Here is a 16,309-nt window from a genome sequence, read left to right as displayed (position 1 = left end):
ACGAAAGCACAAATTATACGGCCAGTGTTTGGACTATGACATCGCCCAAGCTAGAATCGAGGCCAATCTGACGATGGAGGCATCCGCATGCAGCGTGTTTTACTCCTGATTTTGCTGGCTTTTTTTGCCCTTAGCCCCAGTGTGTGGGCCGCGAAAAAAAAGCCGGTAGCCGCAGCGCAAGGTAGCACCCATCCAGCCATCGTGGCGGATAACGCCGATTTACTGGATGCGCCTTATGATCCGGCCAAGCCGCCAGGGCGTCTGCGGGTGTTGGTGGCGCTGGGCCCTTCGACTTACTTTTTAAAAGATGGCCGCCCGCATGGGCTGGAATATGCGCTATTGCAGGGCTTTGAATCCGAGCTCACGCGCCGGCGTGGCAAAGGCCAGCCGCCAGTACGTTTACAGTTTATCCCGCTGGATGCCGGTGAATTGATCCCCGCCTTGCGCGAAGGGCGTGGGGATATTGCGGCAGGGCTATTGCCGCAGCTAGACGGGCTGAAAGCACTGGTGGGGGTCACCGAGCCCTATGCCCGCGACGAATGGTGTTTGGTCGGCAGCGCCAGCCGGCAGTTGGCGGGGCTGGACGAAGAAGTCGAGCTGCCAAGCTCCAGCTTTGGCCGGCGACTGCTCAGTAATGAACAAACTGATCTCAAATTAAAAGACGCCGCCCTTGGCGCAAACGCCGAAATGATCTTGCGTGCGATTCAGCAGGGCGAAACCCAGCTTACCTTAGCCAGCCGCTTGGTCACTCGCTTGTGGAACAGCCAATATCCAGCGTTGAAAGTCGGTGAATGCTTGGGGCAAAAAGTGGCTTATCAGTGGGCGGTGCGCCCCGATCAGCCGGCGCTGGTCGAGGATTTGAACCGCTATATCCAGAGCAAACAATTTACCAGTATGGATAAAGCCATTGAGCTGACCCGCCCGCATTTGATTAGTGGCGCGAAAGTAGCGCGCAGTGATGACAAAGTGTCGTCGATGGATAAGCTGGCGATTTTTGCGCCGATTTTTCAAGCCGCCGCGGCGGCGAATAATCTTGATTGGCTGCTGCTGGCGGCTATTGGGCAGAAAGAATCTAAGCTCAACCCTGTGATCCGCCAAAAAGGCCCGACCGGCATTATGCAGATCAACCCGTCCACCGCCCGCGCCATGGGGGTGCGTGATCCGCATTCGCACGAAGGCAATGTCTCGGCAGCCGCGGTGTACCTCGATTACTTGCGCAAGATGTACAGCAAGCAGGGCATCAATGAAGAAAACCAACTGTATTTCATGATTGCCGCGTATAACGCGGGCGAAGGGCGGCTGGAGCAATTACGCCGACAAGCCAAAGCCAAGGGCCTCGATCCGAATGTCTGGGTTGGGAACGTTGAAAAAATTGCGCTCTCTACGGTCAGCAAGGGCATGGTCGATTATGTTTCGACTGTAAATCGCTACTATCTGGCCTATCAGGCGGCTGAGCGAGCACGGCAAAAACAGAAAAAAGCCAGCGAATAGGCAGTAGTCAGCTTCTTTGCGCCTGATCACGAAACGCGGGCGTGGCGCAGGGTATAATTGTTGCAATTTGTAATAAAACTACGCGATTTATTGCAGCAAATCGGGCTGAAATGCTGCAAAAAAAGTTGAAACAAAATACAGGTTTAGCTTTTTTCTCTGTGCTGGGTCATGTATTTACGCGTTTAACTGGCGTATCGTTCGGCCTAAAGTCATGTCTGTTTATCTTCGGAGAGTTCCATTTATGCATTGCGGCACCAAAATCGTGGCCACGCTGGGCCCAGCTTCTACTGATCCAGCGGTCCTGGAAAGCCTGATTCAAGCCGGTGTGAACACCGTGCGTCTGAACTTCTCACACGGCAGCGCGCAAGATCACATCGATCGCGCCGCTACTGTCCGCGCCATTGCGGCCAAGCTGGGCAAATCAGTGGCGGTGTTGGCCGATTTGCAAGGCCCGAAAATCCGGGTGGGTAAATTTGAAAAGAACAAAATCGAGCTGGCCAAAGGCGCGAAATTCATTCTGGACGCCGAATGCGAGCTGGGTAACCAAGACGTAGTGGGTCTGGATTACAAAGAGCTGCCTAATGATGTTGAGCCCGGTGCGATCCTGCTGCTGGATGATGGCAAGCTTAAACTGGTGGTGGATCAAGTCGTGGGCGCGAAAGTGTTTACCACCGTGGTGGTGGGTGGCACCTTGTCGAACAATAAAGGGATTAACCGCCAAGGCGGTGGTCTGACTGCGCCGGCACTGACCGCCAAAGACATGGAAGACATCAAAACCGCGGCCAAGCTGGAAGCGGACTACATCGCCGTGTCATTCCCGAAATCATCGGCCGATATGTATATGGCGCGCACCTTGGTACGCGCGGCCGGTGGCCACGCGCTGCTGATCGCCAAAATCGAGCGCACCGAAGCGATTGATAATCTGGAAGAAATTCTGGATGCCTCCGACGGCATCATGGTAGCCCGCGGTGACTTGGCGGTTGAAGTGGGCGATGCTGCCGTGCCTGCGCTGCAAAAACGCATGATCAAACTGGCGCGTAAAAAGCACAAACTGACCATCACTGCGACGCAGATGATGGAATCAATGATCAGCAGCCCAGTGCCTACCCGCGCCGAAGTATCGGATTGTGCCAATGCCGTACTGGATGGTACTGATGCCGTGATGTTGTCGGCCGAATCTGCGGCGGGTAAATACCCGCTTGAAGCGGTACAAGCCATGGCGCGGACGATTGCCGAAGCTGAAAAATCAGGCGAAAGCAAAATCGAAGGCGAGTTTGACAATGTCAGCGACTTCGAGCGGATTGATCAGGCTGTAACGATGGCGGCGGTGTATGCCAGCAGTAATATGCAAGTGAAAGCGATCGTGTGTATTTCACACTCGGGCGCTTCAGCGCTGTGGCTGTCACGCTATATCACGGGTGTACCGATTTATGTGTTCACACAAGAGATCAACACCTATCGCAAACTGGCACTGTATCGCCATGTGCAGCCAGTGATGGTTGATCCAAATCTGGGCCCAGATCGTGAACAACATTTGGCCTTTGCCCAGCTCGAGCTGCTGCGCAGCGGCAAAGTGGTGCCGGGTGATCGTCTGATCGTAACGCTGGCATCGCCAGTGAATGGCGTGAATTCAGGCGCCAATACCATGCGTATCATCCAGGTGGCGCAAGGTAACCGCTAAGCGCTATTATGCGTCAGGCAACACGGCCGGTAGATCCGGCCGTTTTTTTTTTTGGTGGGCACTATGCTGAAGTGGTGGCCATCTGTAGGAGCAAGACATGAAAAAATCGGCGGACAAACAGCCAGCCAGCCCACGCAGCCCGCGTAAGCCAACCGCATCAGCGGCCAAACCCAGTCGAGCCAAGCCCGCCAAAGCGGCGGATGCCTTTAAGCCGGCCGGTGGCGAAGCGGTGCGCTTGGCCAAGCGTATGGCCGAGCTCGGCCTGTGTTCGCGCAGTCAGGCGGATCGACTGATTGAAGCGGGCCGTGTCGAAGTGGACGGCCAGGTTGTCACCACCTTGGGTAGCCGGGTGTTTGCCGAGCAGCACATCAATCTGCTGCCAATTGATCTAGAGCGCCTGGCCAATCAGCCGGAAAAAATCAGCATCCTCTGGCATAAACCGGCCGGCGTCGATGGCTGGGAAGTCGCCGATTTTCTCGCCATATTTGCCGAGCGCAGCCGTAGTCCGGATGATCAAACGGGCTACGCGTATTTGCAGCGCCACCGCCAGGGGCTATTGCTGCCGCTGGGGCTAGATCGGGAAGCTAGTGGCTTGCTGGTGCTGACGCAAGATCGCCGGCTGGCGCAAACGCTGAAGCAATACCGTGATTTCGAGCAGGAATATCTGCTGCAATTGCGCGCGCCAGCCACCGCCGCCCAACTGGCGCAAATGAATGCGTTGAAAGAATTTGACGGCGAGCCGATGAAAGGCTGGAAAGTCACTCAGCAAAACGAGCAGCAATTACGGCTAGTGCTGCGGGCCAATTCACCGTATCTGGTGCCGGATTGGTGCGAAGCGGGGGAAGTTGAAGGCGGCAATTACAAGCGCCTGCGGATTGGTCGCTTGGCGCTCGGCGGTTTGGCCGAAGGCCAGTGGCGCTATTTGCACGCGGATGAACGCTTCTGATTGCCAGGAGTATTGCCTGCAAAGCAAGCACTGCTTTCATTTATGGGGTAATACCCGACTAAGTATCTTGCTGGCCTTCCAGATGGCGACGGATCACCCGATTAAAGGCTTGAATCCAGTCGCTGGCAAATTGCCGATCGCCGGCATTAATCTCGGCAATCGCGCGCAACAGCGATTTTTGCTGCCCACGGTGGCTGTGGCGCAGCAAAATCGCATCAAACGCATCAATAATCGCCAAAATTTTGGCGCCATCACAAATCTGCTCAGCCTTGAGCCCATACGGGTAGCCGCTACCGTTGGCTTGCTCATGGTGTTGCAAAATCATTTCCGCGGCGGCTTGCCAGCCAGGAATCCGGTTGCACCATTCTGCGCCCCAGCTCGGATGGCGTTTAAGCTGCTCGCGCTCGGCGGCATCCAGCTGTGCGCTTTTCAGCCACAGATGTTCGGGCAGAAACATCATGCCCAGATCATGCAAATACACCGCCGCTTCCAGCTGCTGCGGATCGACCCGGTTGCCCACTTCGCGATTAGTGGCCAGGGCTAGCGTCAGGTTGCGATCGGTGCGGCCCTGAAAGGCGTTTGAACGCGCTTCCAGCTGCAAGGCCAGCTCGCGAAAGTAACGCAGGTCATCGTCTTGCTCCAGCTTGCTGCGGGCCTGCAGGGCAGCTTCCCGCGCCGGCAAATGGCTATTGCCGGGGCGAAAGCCGGTAATGGCTTCAATCAGCCGCGCCGCCGCCTGATCAATCTGTGCCTGCTCGAACAGCGCCAGGCCTTCTAGCCCATCACACAGCGTGAGTAGGGCGAGGCCGCTGGCGGGCTCATGGCGCTCCAATAGATCAATGGCCTGCTCCAGCCGATCGAGCGTCAGCAGAAATACTTCGCCGAGCAGATCGGTAAACAACAACTCGCCAGCGCGCATGCGGGTGAGCAGGCTTTCCACCGCGTGAATGAGCGGCAAGACAAACTCCAGCCGGCATAAGCCTGCATCGCCCTTGATATTGTGAAACGCGCGAAATAAATCGGCCACCACCGGCATCTGATTCGGTTGGCTGCGCAGCTGGGCAATCAGCGCCTCAATTTTGGGGGCATTGTCGGCTAAGCCATCGCGAAAATCCCGAAAGGAATTCCAGTCTTCAACTTGGGGCTGATTCAGCGCCGCTTTATTGGGCAGGAAAGGGCTAGGCATGGGGCATCCGGCGAAATGAAGGTAAAAGGGCATGGCTGTGTGCGCTTGAGCGTTTCACGCGCGTGGCACATGCCGTAAGATTGATTCTCTTTGTTATAGCGCGGCGCGCGCCAATGGGGAAATCCAAGTATGAACAGCCCAAGCCAGATTCTAAGCCCAGTGCAAGCCCGCATTTTGGCGGTCTTGATTGAAAAAGAACGCACCGTGCCCGATAGCTATCCGCTTTCGCTCAATGGCCTGCAAACCGGGTGCAATCAGAAAACCGCGCGTGAGCCGGTGATGGAGCTGAGCGAGAGCGAGATTCTGGCCGCGCTGGATGAATTAAAAAGTGCAGGTTGGATTACCGACCACTTGGCGGGGCGAGTGGCGCGCTACAGCCATCGCTTTGGGTCGCAGCTGGGTGTGCCTAGTCAGTCGGTAGCGGTGCTGGCCACCTTGATGTTGCGTGGCCCGCAAACCGCGGCTGAATTGCGCAGCCATTGCGAGCGTCTGCATCGGTTTGCCGATATTTCGGCACTGGAGGGTTTTCTGGCCGAACTGGCCGAGCGCAGCGCTGGCGCTTTGGTGCAGTTGTTGCCGCGTCAGCCAGGGGCCCGCGAATCGCGCTGGGCGCATTTATTGTGTGGTGAGCCGGTATTGGCCGAAGCGGTTGTCGCGAGTTCGCCACAGGCTAGTGGCGAATTGCTCGCGCGCATTGCGGCCCTGGAAGAAGAAATCGTGACGCTAAAAAACGAGTTTTCTGCATTTAAACGTCAGTTTGAGGCGTGAAAAATCCCGTTTTGCGACAGTGAACGTCGTAATTATGCGATTTTGTTCAAATTAAGTGTTTTTTCTGCAAAAAACGCTTGCCAGTGCAGCAGGGCTCGGGGAAGATATGCATCGCAGGATCTTCAAGCAGTGGATGTGTGTGTCGTAATGGCCTGGCCGTACCGCAGTGCTTTCCCTTGATGTCGTGCATTCTTTTTATTTATTCCGCATTTTAGGATACAAAAAATGGCACAAGGTACCGTTAAGTGGTTCAACGACGCTAAAGGCTTCGGCTTCATCACTCCAGATGAAGGTGGCGAAGATCTGTTTGCTCACTTCTCACAAATTCAGTCTAAAGGTTTCAAAACCTTGGCTGAAGGCCAAAAAGTTACTTTCGAAGTAACTACCGGCCCTAAAGGCAAACAAGCTTCTAACATCCAGCCGGTTTAATTCTCCGTCTGCATGTAGTTGCAAAAAAACCCGGCGCTGCCGGGTTTTTTCTTGCCTGCTGTTTGGCTGTACTTATAGGGTATCGCCATCTAAGCCTTATTTAGATTGGCTTGGCGGCAAATACCCCTGCGCTAAACGAGGTGGGGTTTACTGATTTTCCGGATGTTTGCCCACGACCGGCGCATAGTAAGCCCGAATTTTGGCCATGTCGGCCTCGATATCGCCGGTGGGGTAAAATAGCTCGCTGCAACCAGCGGCTTTGCGCTTGAAGTCGATATAGCCCAGCGCAATCGGCAGCTTGGCGCCCAGTGCGATGTAGTAAAAGCCGGTTTTCCACTTTTCGACTTTTTTGCGCGTGCCTTCGGGTGGAATCCCGACCACCAGCTGCTCGCTCTGCGCGTACACATTCACGATCTGGTCGACCAGTGAATTAGCCTGGCGGCGATCAACGGCAATGCCACCCAGCCAGCGCGAGAGCGGGCCGAGCGGGCCGCTAAACAGCGTATGTTTACCCATCCAGTAGATTTTCTGGCGCTTGGCAAAACACACCGCCAGGGCCACCGGGAAATCCCAGTTGCTGGTATGCGGCGCGCCGATCAGCACGTATTTATCCAGCGCCGGAAACTCCCCTTCAATGGTCCAGCCCAGCCGTTTTAGCGCCCAGCGACTGATGGGCGGCAAAATGTCGCGCAAAATCGGGGTGTCAAAAATGGTGGTGCGGCGCATTACTTTTGCAATCCTTGGCGCAGCAGCTCGTCGAGCAGATCGTTCAGGGTTTTGCCCTCAGCGGTGCAGCGCTCGTGCAGGGCGCTAACCAGGTCTTGTTTCAGTTTGCAGGCAAACGGCACCAAGCCTTGGGCTTGATCGAGTTTGCGCTGTTCTTTTTTATCGAGAACGCCGCCGGCGCCCGCCGCAAAGCGGTTGGGGGCGCTAGCACCGTGCAGGTCGTTGTGCAGTTTTTCGGCTTTGCGCTTCTCGAGTTCGTATTTTTTCATTGGCATGCTGGTGATCCTTGAGGCGAAGGGCGTATTCTACGGATTCATCTGCAATCAGTCCTGACTTTACGCATGAATTTAGCTGAACTTGCGCGCAAAACCCGCGAATTTGCCGATCAACGTGACTGGCGCCCCTATCACAACCCCAAAAATCTGGTGATGGCGATGTCGGTGGAAATGGCCGAATTGCTTGAACATTATCAATGGCTAACGCCCGATGAGGCGGCAAACTTACCGGTGGATACCACCTCACCGGTGGCGCAGGAAATGGCCGATGTGATGCTGTATATGCTGCGTTTGGCCGACGAAGTGGGGCTGGATCTGGAAGCCGCAATTTTGCACAAAATGCAGTTAAATGCCCAAAAATACCCCGCCTTGCCGCGCTAAGTTGATTGATGTATTGCCCGGTAAGCCTTATTTTAATTAGTCTCTAGCTCAATACCCCAAGAGGATGCCCGATGGTGACCAGTGTAATTTCCGATATGGATGGCGTGATTTACCGCGGTAAGCAGCTGATTCCCGGTGCCAATGAGTTTGTGCAACGCTTGCTGGCGGCCAAAACGCCATTTTTGTTTCTAACCAACAATGCCGAGCAAACCCCGCTGGATTTAAAACTCAAACTCGAATCTTTGGGGATTCATGGCCTGACGGAGGACAATTTCATCACCAGCGCGATGGCCACGGCGATGTTTTTGCGCCAGCAAAAAGAGCGCGCCAAGGTGTATGTGATTGGCGGCGGCGGCCTGATTAATGAGCTGTACAACGTGGGGTTTTCGATTTCTGAATCCAACCCCGATTATGTGGTTGTCGCCAAATCGTCAACTTTTAGCTTTGAGCAGCTGAAAAAAGCCGTGCGTTTTATTGATCATGGCGCCAAATTTATCGGCACCAATCCCGATATGATCGATCCGGTGGAGGGCGGTAATGAGCCGGCGGCCGGCACGATTTTGGCGGCGATTTCAGCGGCCACCGGCAAAAAACCGTATATCGTCGGCAAACCCAATGCGCTGATGATGATGCTGGCCAGCCGCAAACTGGGTGTGCACCCTGAAGAATGCGTGATGGTGGGTGATCGGATGGATACCGACATTGTGGGTGGCATGGAAGCTGGCATGAAAACCGCGCTGGTACTTTCGGGGGTTACGACCATGCCGATGCTGGATGAATTTCCCTACAAGCCCGACTATGTCTTTAACCATGTCGGTGAAATCGATTTTCAGGCGCTGTAGTCTAGGCTTGGGGCGCTCGGCGGCTTTTTGTATAATGCCGCCTTTTTCAGCAGAGGATAGGTCATGCGTTTTGAACATCTGGTGCAAATCAACGATCTGCAACAACCAGGCCCGCTGCTGCTGACTCGCAATCAGCTCTGGCAAGGTCTGGTGCTGCGCGCTGAGTCGCCCATGGAGTTTGTTGAGCACATCGATGAAAGCGAAGTGCTGCAACGTAGCGCCCACGGCCTTCAGCGCCGCGTGGTGATGGGCCAGCTGGAAGTGCTCGACCACATCGCTTACCAGCATGAAGAATCCGTGCATTACGACACCCAGCCCAGTGCCAAACATCTGGGTGGGCAGATGTGGATGAAAATCGAAGAGCCGGAGAGCGGCGCGCTATTCGTACGCTTTATTTACGAAACCCCACATCCCGATGATCCCGATCCCGAGCTGGAAAAATACCTGCGCTATCTGCAATCTGCGTGGCAGCAAATGGATCTTGATACCGTCATCACCATTCGTGAAATGGCTGCGAGTGGGCGTTTGGGCTAATGGCTGATCTCGGCAGGTGGCAATTAAAAAAGGGGCTGATTAGCTCCTTTTTTAATTTGTTTAGTTTTTGCGTAAAACCATGGCCGCAAGAACCAAGGCGATGGCAGCAATCGCGGCGCTGAGCCAATCAAACGCGGCGAGCAAGGTTTTGGGCCCGAAAGCATCGGGGATTTGCACGGAAATAATCCCTTCGACTTGCCCAAGTTGATAGCCGTAACCTTGTTTGGGGTACAGTGCCTGCACAGCAGCGGGGGCTTTTTGGGCGCTTTCATGGCAGCGCATGCAGGCTTCGGTGGCAACGAGTGCGCGGGCATACAACATTTTGCCGTTACGTTCTTCAAAATACTCGCTCGATTTATTTTCACGCATGGTTTCAATTGCTTTGCGTTCAAAAGAATTTGGTGAGTTTTTGGGGTTCATGTATTTATCTGAAGTGATGCGAAATGACGTTTTGGCATTGTCATTTTTCATTAGGTCAGAAATCTCACGCTGAACCAGCGCTGGGTTTTTAAGGTGGAAATTTAAGGTTTCCTGCACACTTTCTTGATCGGTGAGCGAATTATCCTGATTCACCAAATTGACAGCCAGCGTATCAAGGTGAGAATTGAGGTCGACGACTTCGCCTTTGGCTTCTTTGATCCAAATGCCTTTATATTGCGCCGCCCATTTACCAATCATTTCGACCATATTGGCGACCGTGCGGGCCTGCTGAACTTGTTCGTTGGAATAAATTGATTTAGCGAAGAAAATTGCAGGAAAACTGGCGATGACCAGTAAGAGAAGCAGGCGTTTCATGGCGGTCTTGGTGTCTTATTGTCGTGCAAGCCAAGACCGGTCCATGGGTGGGAGTTCAAGGCTTGAGGTTGGTCTCAGAGGGCTTAAGCATCTCCGCCCCCTTTTTTCATGATTTTCCCTTCAGCTGCACGCTGGCGACGAACTTCTTTCGGATCTGCAATCAAAGGGCGATAGATTTCTACGCGATCTTTCTCGCGCAGAATAGTGTCCAACTTCACACTCTTGGCGAAAATCCCTATTTTCTGCTGCGTTAAATCAATTTCAGGGAACTCGGCCAGGATGCCGGATTGTTCGATCGCCTGTTGGGCGGTGGTGCCGGTAGGCACTTTGAGGCTCAACAGTTTTTGTTTGCTGGCGGTGGCGTACACCACCTCGACGGTAATTTGGCTCATGGTTTATCCGTATTTGCGGTCGGCTTCTTTCACAAAAGCATCGACAAAAGTGCTGGTGATCTTGCCAAACACCGGGCCGATCACGGCATCAAGGGTGCGGCTGGAAAATTCGTAATCGAGTTCGAACTCGATTTTGCAGGCGTCTTCCATCAGTGGTTGAAAGCGCCAGATGCCGGTGAGGGCTTTGAAGGGGCCGTCGACAAAATGCATGACGATTTCGTGTTCGGTTTTAGTATCCCGTGTGCGAAAGAACGTGCTGACTTTCAAAAACTCGATCCGCACGGTGACATCGAGTACCGTTTCGCTGCGTTCATGCACTTCGACGCCGCCACACCAGGGTAAAAACCGCGGGTAATCTTCCACCCGGTCAACCAATTCATACATCTGGGCGGCGGAGTGGGGGACAAGGACGGTTTTACGAATGGACTGCATGGTCATCAATGGGCTGGCGGGGTAAAATACACGGCTCGCAGCAGCAGGTGCTAACCGATGTCGCGCGGTGCTGGAAATCAGGCCGCGTTTTGTCGCCATAGAGTGAAAATGAACGAATATCCTACCGAGCTAGAACACGACACGCAAGCCGATTACCGTCAGCCGGCCCCGGTGGATGAAACCGCCAGCTTCCGGATGCCCCCGCATTCGGTCGAGGCCGAACAATCGGTGCTGGGTGGTTTGATGCTGGAAAACACTGCCTTTGACCGGATCGCGGATATCCTGACCGAACAGGATTTTTATCGCGAAGACCATCGGCGGATCTTTCAGGCGATTATCAAGCTCATTGAGCACAACCGCCCGGCGGATGTGATTACGGTTAAAGAATCGCTCGATACTACCAATGATCTGACCTACGTGGGTGGGCTGTCGTACTTGGGCTCGCTGGTGCAAAACACGCCTAGCGCGGCCAATATCCGGCGCTACGCCGAAATCGTGCGCGAGAAATCCGTGCTGCGCCAGCTGGCCAGTGTGGCCACCGATATTGCTGACGCCACTTATTTCCCGAATGGGCGTGATGCCAAAGAGCTGCTTGATGAAGCAGAATCCAAGGTGTTCCAGATTGCCGAGCAATCGGCCAAAGGGCAGCAGGGTTTTCATACCATGCCGCCGATTCTGAAAGAAATCGTTGAGCGCATCGATTATCTGTATCAGCAAGAAAATCCATCCGAAGTCACCGGCACGCCAACTGGTTTTATCGATCTGGATAAAATGACTTCCGGCCTGCAGGGCGGTGATCTGATTATTGTGGCTGGCCGGCCTTCGATGGGTAAAACGGCGTTTTCGGTCAATATTGCCGAGAATGTGGCCATTCATAGCAAACTGCCGGTGGCGATTTTCTCGCTCGAGATGGGGGCGGCCCAGTTGGCGATGCGGATGGTGGGTTCGGTGGGCAAAATCGATATGCATAAGCTCAAAACCGGCCGCTTTGAGGATGAAGACTGGCTCAAGCTCACCCACGCCGTGGGCAAGCTCTCGGAAGCGCCGCTGTTTATCGAGGAAACCGGTGCGCTGACCGCACTGGATGTGCGCACCCGTGCGCGCCGCTTGGCGCGCCAATGTGGCGGTCAATTGGGTTTGATTGTGATCGACTACTTGCAGCTGATGGCTGGGCGCGCGGGCGCGAAAGACCAAAACCGCGCCACCGAGCTGGGCGAGATTTCCCGTTCGCTCAAAGGTCTGGCTCGCGAGTTGAAATGCCCGATTATCGCGCTCTCGCAGTTGTCGCGTTCGGTCGAGCAACGGACCGACAAACGCCCGATGATGTCCGATTTGCGTGAGTCGGGGGCGATTGAGCAGGATGCCGACTTGATCATGTTTATGTACCGCGATGAATACTACAACCCCGACAGCCCGCACAAAGGCTTGGCCGAGTGCATTTTGGGCAAGCACCGGAATGGCCCGGTGGGGCGGATTCCGCTGGTCTTTCAGGGTATGTACTCGCGCTTTGATAATGCGCTGATGCGCCCAGATGGCTGGAATAGCGATCTGGAGTAAGCTGGGGCCCAATCCGCAGCCGCTGTAGTCAATGTTCAAGCACGCAGCCTATCTCCGTGCCTTCGGCAGGATTGGCTGTCGCGCCGTAAGAGGAAAAACCGCATGAATACGCCAACGATTACCCATTTCCAGCAAGCCGTGCCGGTGAGTATTGATTACCCGCGCCCAGAGCGGCTGGTGAGTGGTAATCCGCAACGCCAAACCTGGACACACTACGAATCGAGCGATCGGCAACTGAGCTGCGGGATTTGGGCGTGCGAAGTAGGTGCCTGGCAAATTCGCTTTGCCGCCGACAAAGAAGAGTTTTTTTGCGTGATCAGCGGCAAGGTCTGCCTGCACGGTGCCGATGGCAGTGCCGTGATCGTGGCGGCGGGCGAAGCGGCGGTGATTCCGGCCGGCTTTGAAGGCCGTTTTGAAGTATTGGAACCGGTGCGCAAGTATTTTGTGGTGCTCGATCGCGCCGCCCGAGGTTAATGATGAAGAAATTTCAGCAGCTGTTCGACACGCTGAATCGCAAACTAGAAGGCGATCTCTCCGGGGTGGAGCTACCGAAAGCGCCACCGGCCGCCGAGTCTGGCCTAGGTGAGAAAGCCGCTGCGCCGGGTGAGCCCGAGCCGGCCAGTAAAGATCGGCTCGACCCGCTGTTTGCGCTGCCGATTGCACCAATTACCGATGCGGCCAGCAAAGGCCTTTCGTCGGCCAAAGAATTACTCAGCCCCGTGGCGAGCAAATTGGGCGCCAAAGTTGCCGCAGCGTGGCAAACTGGCGCTGAGCAGCTGAAACAAGTGGCTCAGCGCCGCGAAAAAGACCCCGCCGCCGAGCTGGCAGAGCTCGATAGCGACGCCATCTTATTCGGCCCACGGGCGGCCAAACCAGCTGCCAGCTCTGCTGCGCCCACGGTGCCAGCCGTTGCAGACGAAGCGGAAATCCTGCAGGAGAATTTTGCGCCGGAGCAGGGGTATATCCGCAGCGCGCATTACGAGAAAGGTCTGCATCGGCATACTGAGCCAGGTATGCCAGCTGCGGTGGAGCCAGCGACGAAGCGTAATCCTGAATACTTAACCCCGCCGGCGCGCAACGCTGCAGCAACACCCGCGGCGTTTGCTCCTGTCGCGCCAGTGGGCGTGCAGCCGCAGGCTGAGGTGGTGTCCACGCCCCGCCAGCCGGCGGCATCTCCAGCCAACGGCGATGTTCAACCAGTAGCTCCGCGCACGCAAGCCGCTTCATCAGTGCGTCCCCCCGCCGAGGTCAACGCCGAGCCCGTGGTTAGTGCAACTACGGCGAACGTGGCGGCGCCTCGCGCAACTGAAGTTAGTGCAGATATCGCACCGAATGAAGCCCCTCCCGCGCAAATCACCGATCCTTTGCAATACGCGCCGCCCGTGCGCGATTGGCCGCGTAAGCAGCGCCGTGAATTGCCGGTGATTGATATGCAACACATCCAGCGAAATCTGGAGCGCAGCGCGCGCAAATTAACGCTGGAGGGAGCCAAGTTGCCACCAGCGGAGCCGGTCGAACCCTTGCCGGTGATCAAGCCCGAAGAAATTCGCGAGCGCCTGCAGGATATTCACGCCAATAAGCGTCCGTCGGCCAAACTGGCGCCGAGTGAAGTGCGCCATGCGCGCGCGGATGCTCCCGCTCCAGCCGCGCGGCCCGCGACCATCGCTGTGACAACGCATAGCCCTGCGCCGGTGGCCCCCACTGCGCCTAATCATTCTGCAGCTGGTAAAACTTCGGCAGCCGGCAAAACTCCGGCAGTGGCAGTCACTCCAGCCGCACATGCCGCGGAGTTACTGAGCACGCCCATCGCCCGGGCGCCGGCGCCGGAAGTGATCCGCGTGTTTCAAGTGCCCGGTGCAGCGGTGGCCGCGCCGGCTGCCGTGAGCGCCGTAGTGGCTACGCCCAATCTGCATCAGGCTGAAGCCGTCAGTGAGGCGAGCACACCAGCCACAGAGACCGCTCCTCAGCTTGATCCGTTTGCGCATCTGAGCGATGAGCAATACTACCCGCCGACCGCGCCGGAGCTGGCAGAGCCGCTCGCACCTGTGGCAACGTCGTGGATTCAGCCGCAGAGTCAGCCTTTGCACACGGCCCCAAATCAGGGGGTGAACCATTGGTTGTCTCCTGCAGAGGTATTGCCTGCGGCACTTGATAATCCGCCGTTTGAGAGTGATACCCCTATTAGGTATGTGGAGCCGGCCCTGACCTCAGCGGCCGAAACTCCGGTCGTACGCCCCAACCAGTTTTTACGGCCCGATGAATTCGCGCCAACGCCCAAAGCCAGCACCAATCAGTGGCGCACCGAAGATGGCTTGTGCCTGCCGCTGGAATTACTGCGCCCGCCGGCCGCGCAGGCGATCCCGGTGACGCAGGAAGAACTGCTGGAACGCAGTATTCTGATTGAAGAAAAGCTCAATGAATTTAAAGTCAAAGTCAGTGTGCTGGATGCCTATGCCGGCCCGGTGATTACCCGCTTTGAAGTCGAGCCGGCCACCGGGGTGCGTGGTGCGCAGGTGGTGAATCTGGCCAAAGATTTGGCGCGTTCGCTGGGTCTGGCTTCGGTGCGGGTGGTGGAAACCATTCCGGGCAAAACCTGCATGGGGCTGGAGCTGCCCAACCCAAGCCGGCAGATGATTCGGCTATCCGAAATTCTGTCTTCGCCCGAATATCAGCAGCAAAGCTCACCCTTAACCATCGCGCTGGGCAAAGACATTAGCGGTATTCCGGTAGCAACTGATTTGGCCAAAACCCCGCATATGCTGGTGGCCGGTACCACCGGCTCGGGTAAATCGGTGGGTGTGAATGCGATGATTCTGTCCATTCTGTTTAAAGCCACGCCCGATGAAGTGCGCATGATCATGATCGACCCGAAAATGCTGGAGCTATCGGTGTACGAGGGCATTCCGCACCTGCTGGCGCCGGTGGTGACCGATATGAAGCTGGCAGCCAATGCGCTGAATTGGTGTGTGGGCGAAATGGAAAAACGCTACCGGCTGATGAGTGCGCTGGGCGTGCGCAATCTGGCCGGCTACAACCAGAAACTGGCTGAAGCCGCCGCGCGCGGCGAAAAACTCACCAATCCATTTACGCTCACGCCAGAGCAACCCGAGCCGCTAGAAAAACTGCCGCTGATTGTGGTGGTGGTGGATGAATTTGCCGATTTGATGATGGTAGCGGGCAAGAAAATCGAAGAGCTGATTGCGCGGCTGGCGCAAAAAGCCCGCGCCGCCGGTATACACCTGATTTTGGCCACCCAGCGCCCGTCGGTGGATGTGATTACCGGGCTGATCAAGGCCAATATTCCGACCCGGTTGGCTTTTCAGGTGTCGAGCAAGGTGGACAGCCGCACCATCCTAGATCAAATGGGGGCGGAAGCTTTGCTGGGGCAGGGTGATATGTTGTTCCTGCCGCCCGGCACCGGATATCCGCAGCGCGTGCACGGTGCATTTGTCGATGATGCCGAAGTGCATTGCGTGGTTGAATACCTGAAACAGCTGGGCGAACCGGATTACATCGAAGGGGTGCTGTACCCCGCCAACGAGGCCGAAGCTGGCAATGGTGGTGGCAGCGTGGCGGAGGGCGAAGAGAGCGATCCGCTGTATGACGAAGCGGTGGCGCATGTGATACGCAGCCGGCGGGCGTCGATTTCGGCGGTACAGCGGCAATTTCGCATCGGTTACAACCGCGCAGCGCGGCTGATTGAGCAGATGGAGGCCGCTGGGATCGTGAGCAATATGGAAAGCAATGGTAATCGCAGCGTGCTGGTGCCATCGCACGAATAGTTTGATACCACTTTCACAGTCCAACCCGCTACGGCGGGTTGTTTTTTGCCTGAAAATCGCCATGCGAATGGCATTTTTGCTGCTGCCAAGCC

Annotated in this window: 17 protein-coding genes; 11 read left to right on the top strand and 6 right to left on the bottom strand. The window is 55.9% G+C overall.

The window, feature by feature from the left end; genetic code table 11:
- Window positions 1–87: 87 nt before the first annotated feature.
- From QV747_RS05995 to QV747_RS05985, 3 genes are all read left to right on the top strand, one after another.
- Window positions 88–1,491: a transglycosylase SLT domain-containing protein gene (locus QV747_RS05995; protein ID WP_273430401.1), complete on the top strand. Its 1,404-nt coding sequence runs from the start codon at window positions 88–90 to the stop codon at window positions 1,489–1,491.
- A gap of 241 nt (window positions 1,492–1,732) precedes the next feature.
- Window positions 1,733–3,172: a pyruvate kinase gene (pyk, locus tag QV747_RS05990; RefSeq protein ID WP_028450775.1), complete on the top strand. Its 1,440-nt coding sequence runs from the start codon at window positions 1,733–1,735 to the stop codon at window positions 3,170–3,172.
- A gap of 97 nt (window positions 3,173–3,269) precedes the next feature.
- Window positions 3,270–4,118, top strand: a complete 849-nt coding sequence (locus tag QV747_RS05985; protein WP_273430399.1) for an RNA pseudouridine synthase — start codon at window positions 3,270–3,272, stop codon at window positions 4,116–4,118.
- A 58-nt stretch (window positions 4,119–4,176) separates the two neighbouring features.
- Here the strand turns inward: QV747_RS05985 and QV747_RS05980 are convergent, their stop codons facing one another.
- Window positions 4,177–5,304 carry an HD domain-containing phosphohydrolase gene (locus tag QV747_RS05980; RefSeq protein ID WP_273430397.1) on the bottom strand — a complete coding sequence of 376 codons (1,128 nt, stop codon included), beginning with the start codon at window positions 5,302–5,304 and terminating at the stop codon, window positions 4,177–4,179.
- A 129-nt stretch (window positions 5,305–5,433) separates the two neighbouring features.
- Between QV747_RS05980 and QV747_RS05975 the strand changes: the two genes are divergently transcribed.
- Together QV747_RS05975 and QV747_RS05970 are read left to right on the top strand one after the other, a co-directional pair.
- On the top strand, window positions 5,434–6,072 hold the full coding sequence (locus QV747_RS05975) for a YceH family protein (protein WP_273430395.1): 639 nt from the start codon (window positions 5,434–5,436) through the stop codon (window positions 6,070–6,072).
- Between the two features lie 225 nt (window positions 6,073–6,297).
- Window positions 6,298–6,501, top strand: a complete 204-nt coding sequence (locus QV747_RS05970; RefSeq protein ID WP_028450771.1) for a cold-shock protein — start codon at window positions 6,298–6,300, stop codon at window positions 6,499–6,501.
- Window positions 6,502–6,648: 147 nt separating this feature from the next.
- On the opposite strand, the gene QV747_RS05965 is transcribed toward QV747_RS05970, so the two are convergent.
- Both QV747_RS05965 and QV747_RS05960 read right to left on the bottom strand, forming a co-directional pair.
- On the bottom strand, window positions 6,649–7,227 hold the full coding sequence (locus tag QV747_RS05965) for a lysophospholipid acyltransferase family protein (RefSeq protein ID WP_273430393.1): 579 nt from the start codon (window positions 7,225–7,227) through the stop codon (window positions 6,649–6,651).
- The gene (locus QV747_RS05960) at window positions 7,227–7,502 is read right to left on the bottom strand and encodes a hypothetical protein (protein ID WP_028450769.1); all 276 of its coding nucleotides are present in this window, start codon (window positions 7,500–7,502) and stop codon (window positions 7,227–7,229) included. The genes QV747_RS05965 and QV747_RS05960 overlap by 1 nt, the downstream gene beginning before the upstream one ends.
- 66 nt (window positions 7,503–7,568) lie before the next feature.
- On the opposite strand from QV747_RS05960, the gene QV747_RS05955 reads away from it, so the two are divergent.
- From QV747_RS05955 to QV747_RS05945, 3 genes are all read left to right on the top strand, one after another.
- Complete coding sequence (locus tag QV747_RS05955) at window positions 7,569–7,883, top strand: nucleotide pyrophosphohydrolase (protein WP_028450768.1); 315 nt, start codon at window positions 7,569–7,571, stop codon at window positions 7,881–7,883.
- 71 nt (window positions 7,884–7,954) lie between these two features.
- Window positions 7,955–8,725 (top strand): HAD-IIA family hydrolase, encoded by a 771-nt coding sequence (locus QV747_RS05950; protein WP_231550563.1) that lies wholly within the window; start codon window positions 7,955–7,957, stop codon window positions 8,723–8,725.
- 63 nt (window positions 8,726–8,788) lie between these two features.
- A complete protein-coding gene (locus QV747_RS05945; protein ID WP_028450766.1) occupies window positions 8,789–9,259 on the top strand; it encodes an SRPBCC family protein in 471 nt (156 codons plus the stop codon).
- A gap of 60 nt (window positions 9,260–9,319) precedes the next feature.
- Here QV747_RS05945 and QV747_RS05940 read toward each other — a convergent pair whose 3' ends face one another.
- From QV747_RS05940 to QV747_RS05930, 3 genes are all read right to left on the bottom strand, one after another.
- A complete protein-coding gene (locus QV747_RS05940; protein WP_273430389.1) occupies window positions 9,320–10,054 on the bottom strand; it encodes a DUF3365 domain-containing protein in 735 nt (244 codons plus the stop codon).
- 83 nt (window positions 10,055–10,137) lie between these two features.
- Window positions 10,138–10,446: an RnfH family protein gene (locus tag QV747_RS05935; protein ID WP_273430387.1), complete on the bottom strand. Its 309-nt coding sequence runs from the start codon at window positions 10,444–10,446 to the stop codon at window positions 10,138–10,140.
- Window positions 10,447–10,449: 3 nt separating this feature from the next.
- Window positions 10,450–10,878 (bottom strand): type II toxin-antitoxin system RatA family toxin, encoded by a 429-nt coding sequence (locus QV747_RS05930; RefSeq protein ID WP_273430385.1) that lies wholly within the window; start codon window positions 10,876–10,878, stop codon window positions 10,450–10,452.
- Between the two features lie 108 nt (window positions 10,879–10,986).
- On the opposite strand from QV747_RS05930, the gene dnaB reads away from it, so the two are divergent.
- The 3 genes from dnaB to QV747_RS05915 all read left to right on the top strand — a co-directional run bounded on the left by dnaB (window position 10,987) and on the right by QV747_RS05915 (window position 16,217).
- Window positions 10,987–12,435, top strand: a complete 1,449-nt coding sequence (dnaB, locus tag QV747_RS05925) for a replicative DNA helicase (RefSeq protein ID WP_273430383.1) — start codon at window positions 10,987–10,989, stop codon at window positions 12,433–12,435.
- Window positions 12,436–12,537: 102 nt separating this feature from the next.
- The gene (locus tag QV747_RS05920; protein ID WP_273430381.1) at window positions 12,538–12,909 is read left to right on the top strand and encodes a cupin domain-containing protein; all 372 of its coding nucleotides are present in this window, start codon (window positions 12,538–12,540) and stop codon (window positions 12,907–12,909) included.
- A 2-nt stretch (window positions 12,910–12,911) separates the two neighbouring features.
- Window positions 12,912–16,217 (top strand): DNA translocase FtsK, encoded by a 3,306-nt coding sequence (locus QV747_RS05915; RefSeq protein ID WP_273430379.1) that lies wholly within the window; start codon window positions 12,912–12,914, stop codon window positions 16,215–16,217.
- The last annotated feature ends 92 nt before the right edge of the window (window positions 16,218–16,309 follow it).

Origin of the sequence: uncultured Chitinibacter sp. (assembly GCF_945957625.1) — a bacterium.
In the GTDB taxonomy this organism is placed as follows: Bacteria; Pseudomonadota; Gammaproteobacteria; order Burkholderiales; family Chitinibacteraceae; genus Chitinibacter; species Chitinibacter tainanensis.
The sequence above is the reverse complement of the archived record's forward strand: the minus strand, read 5'-3'. Positions and strand labels throughout refer to the sequence as shown.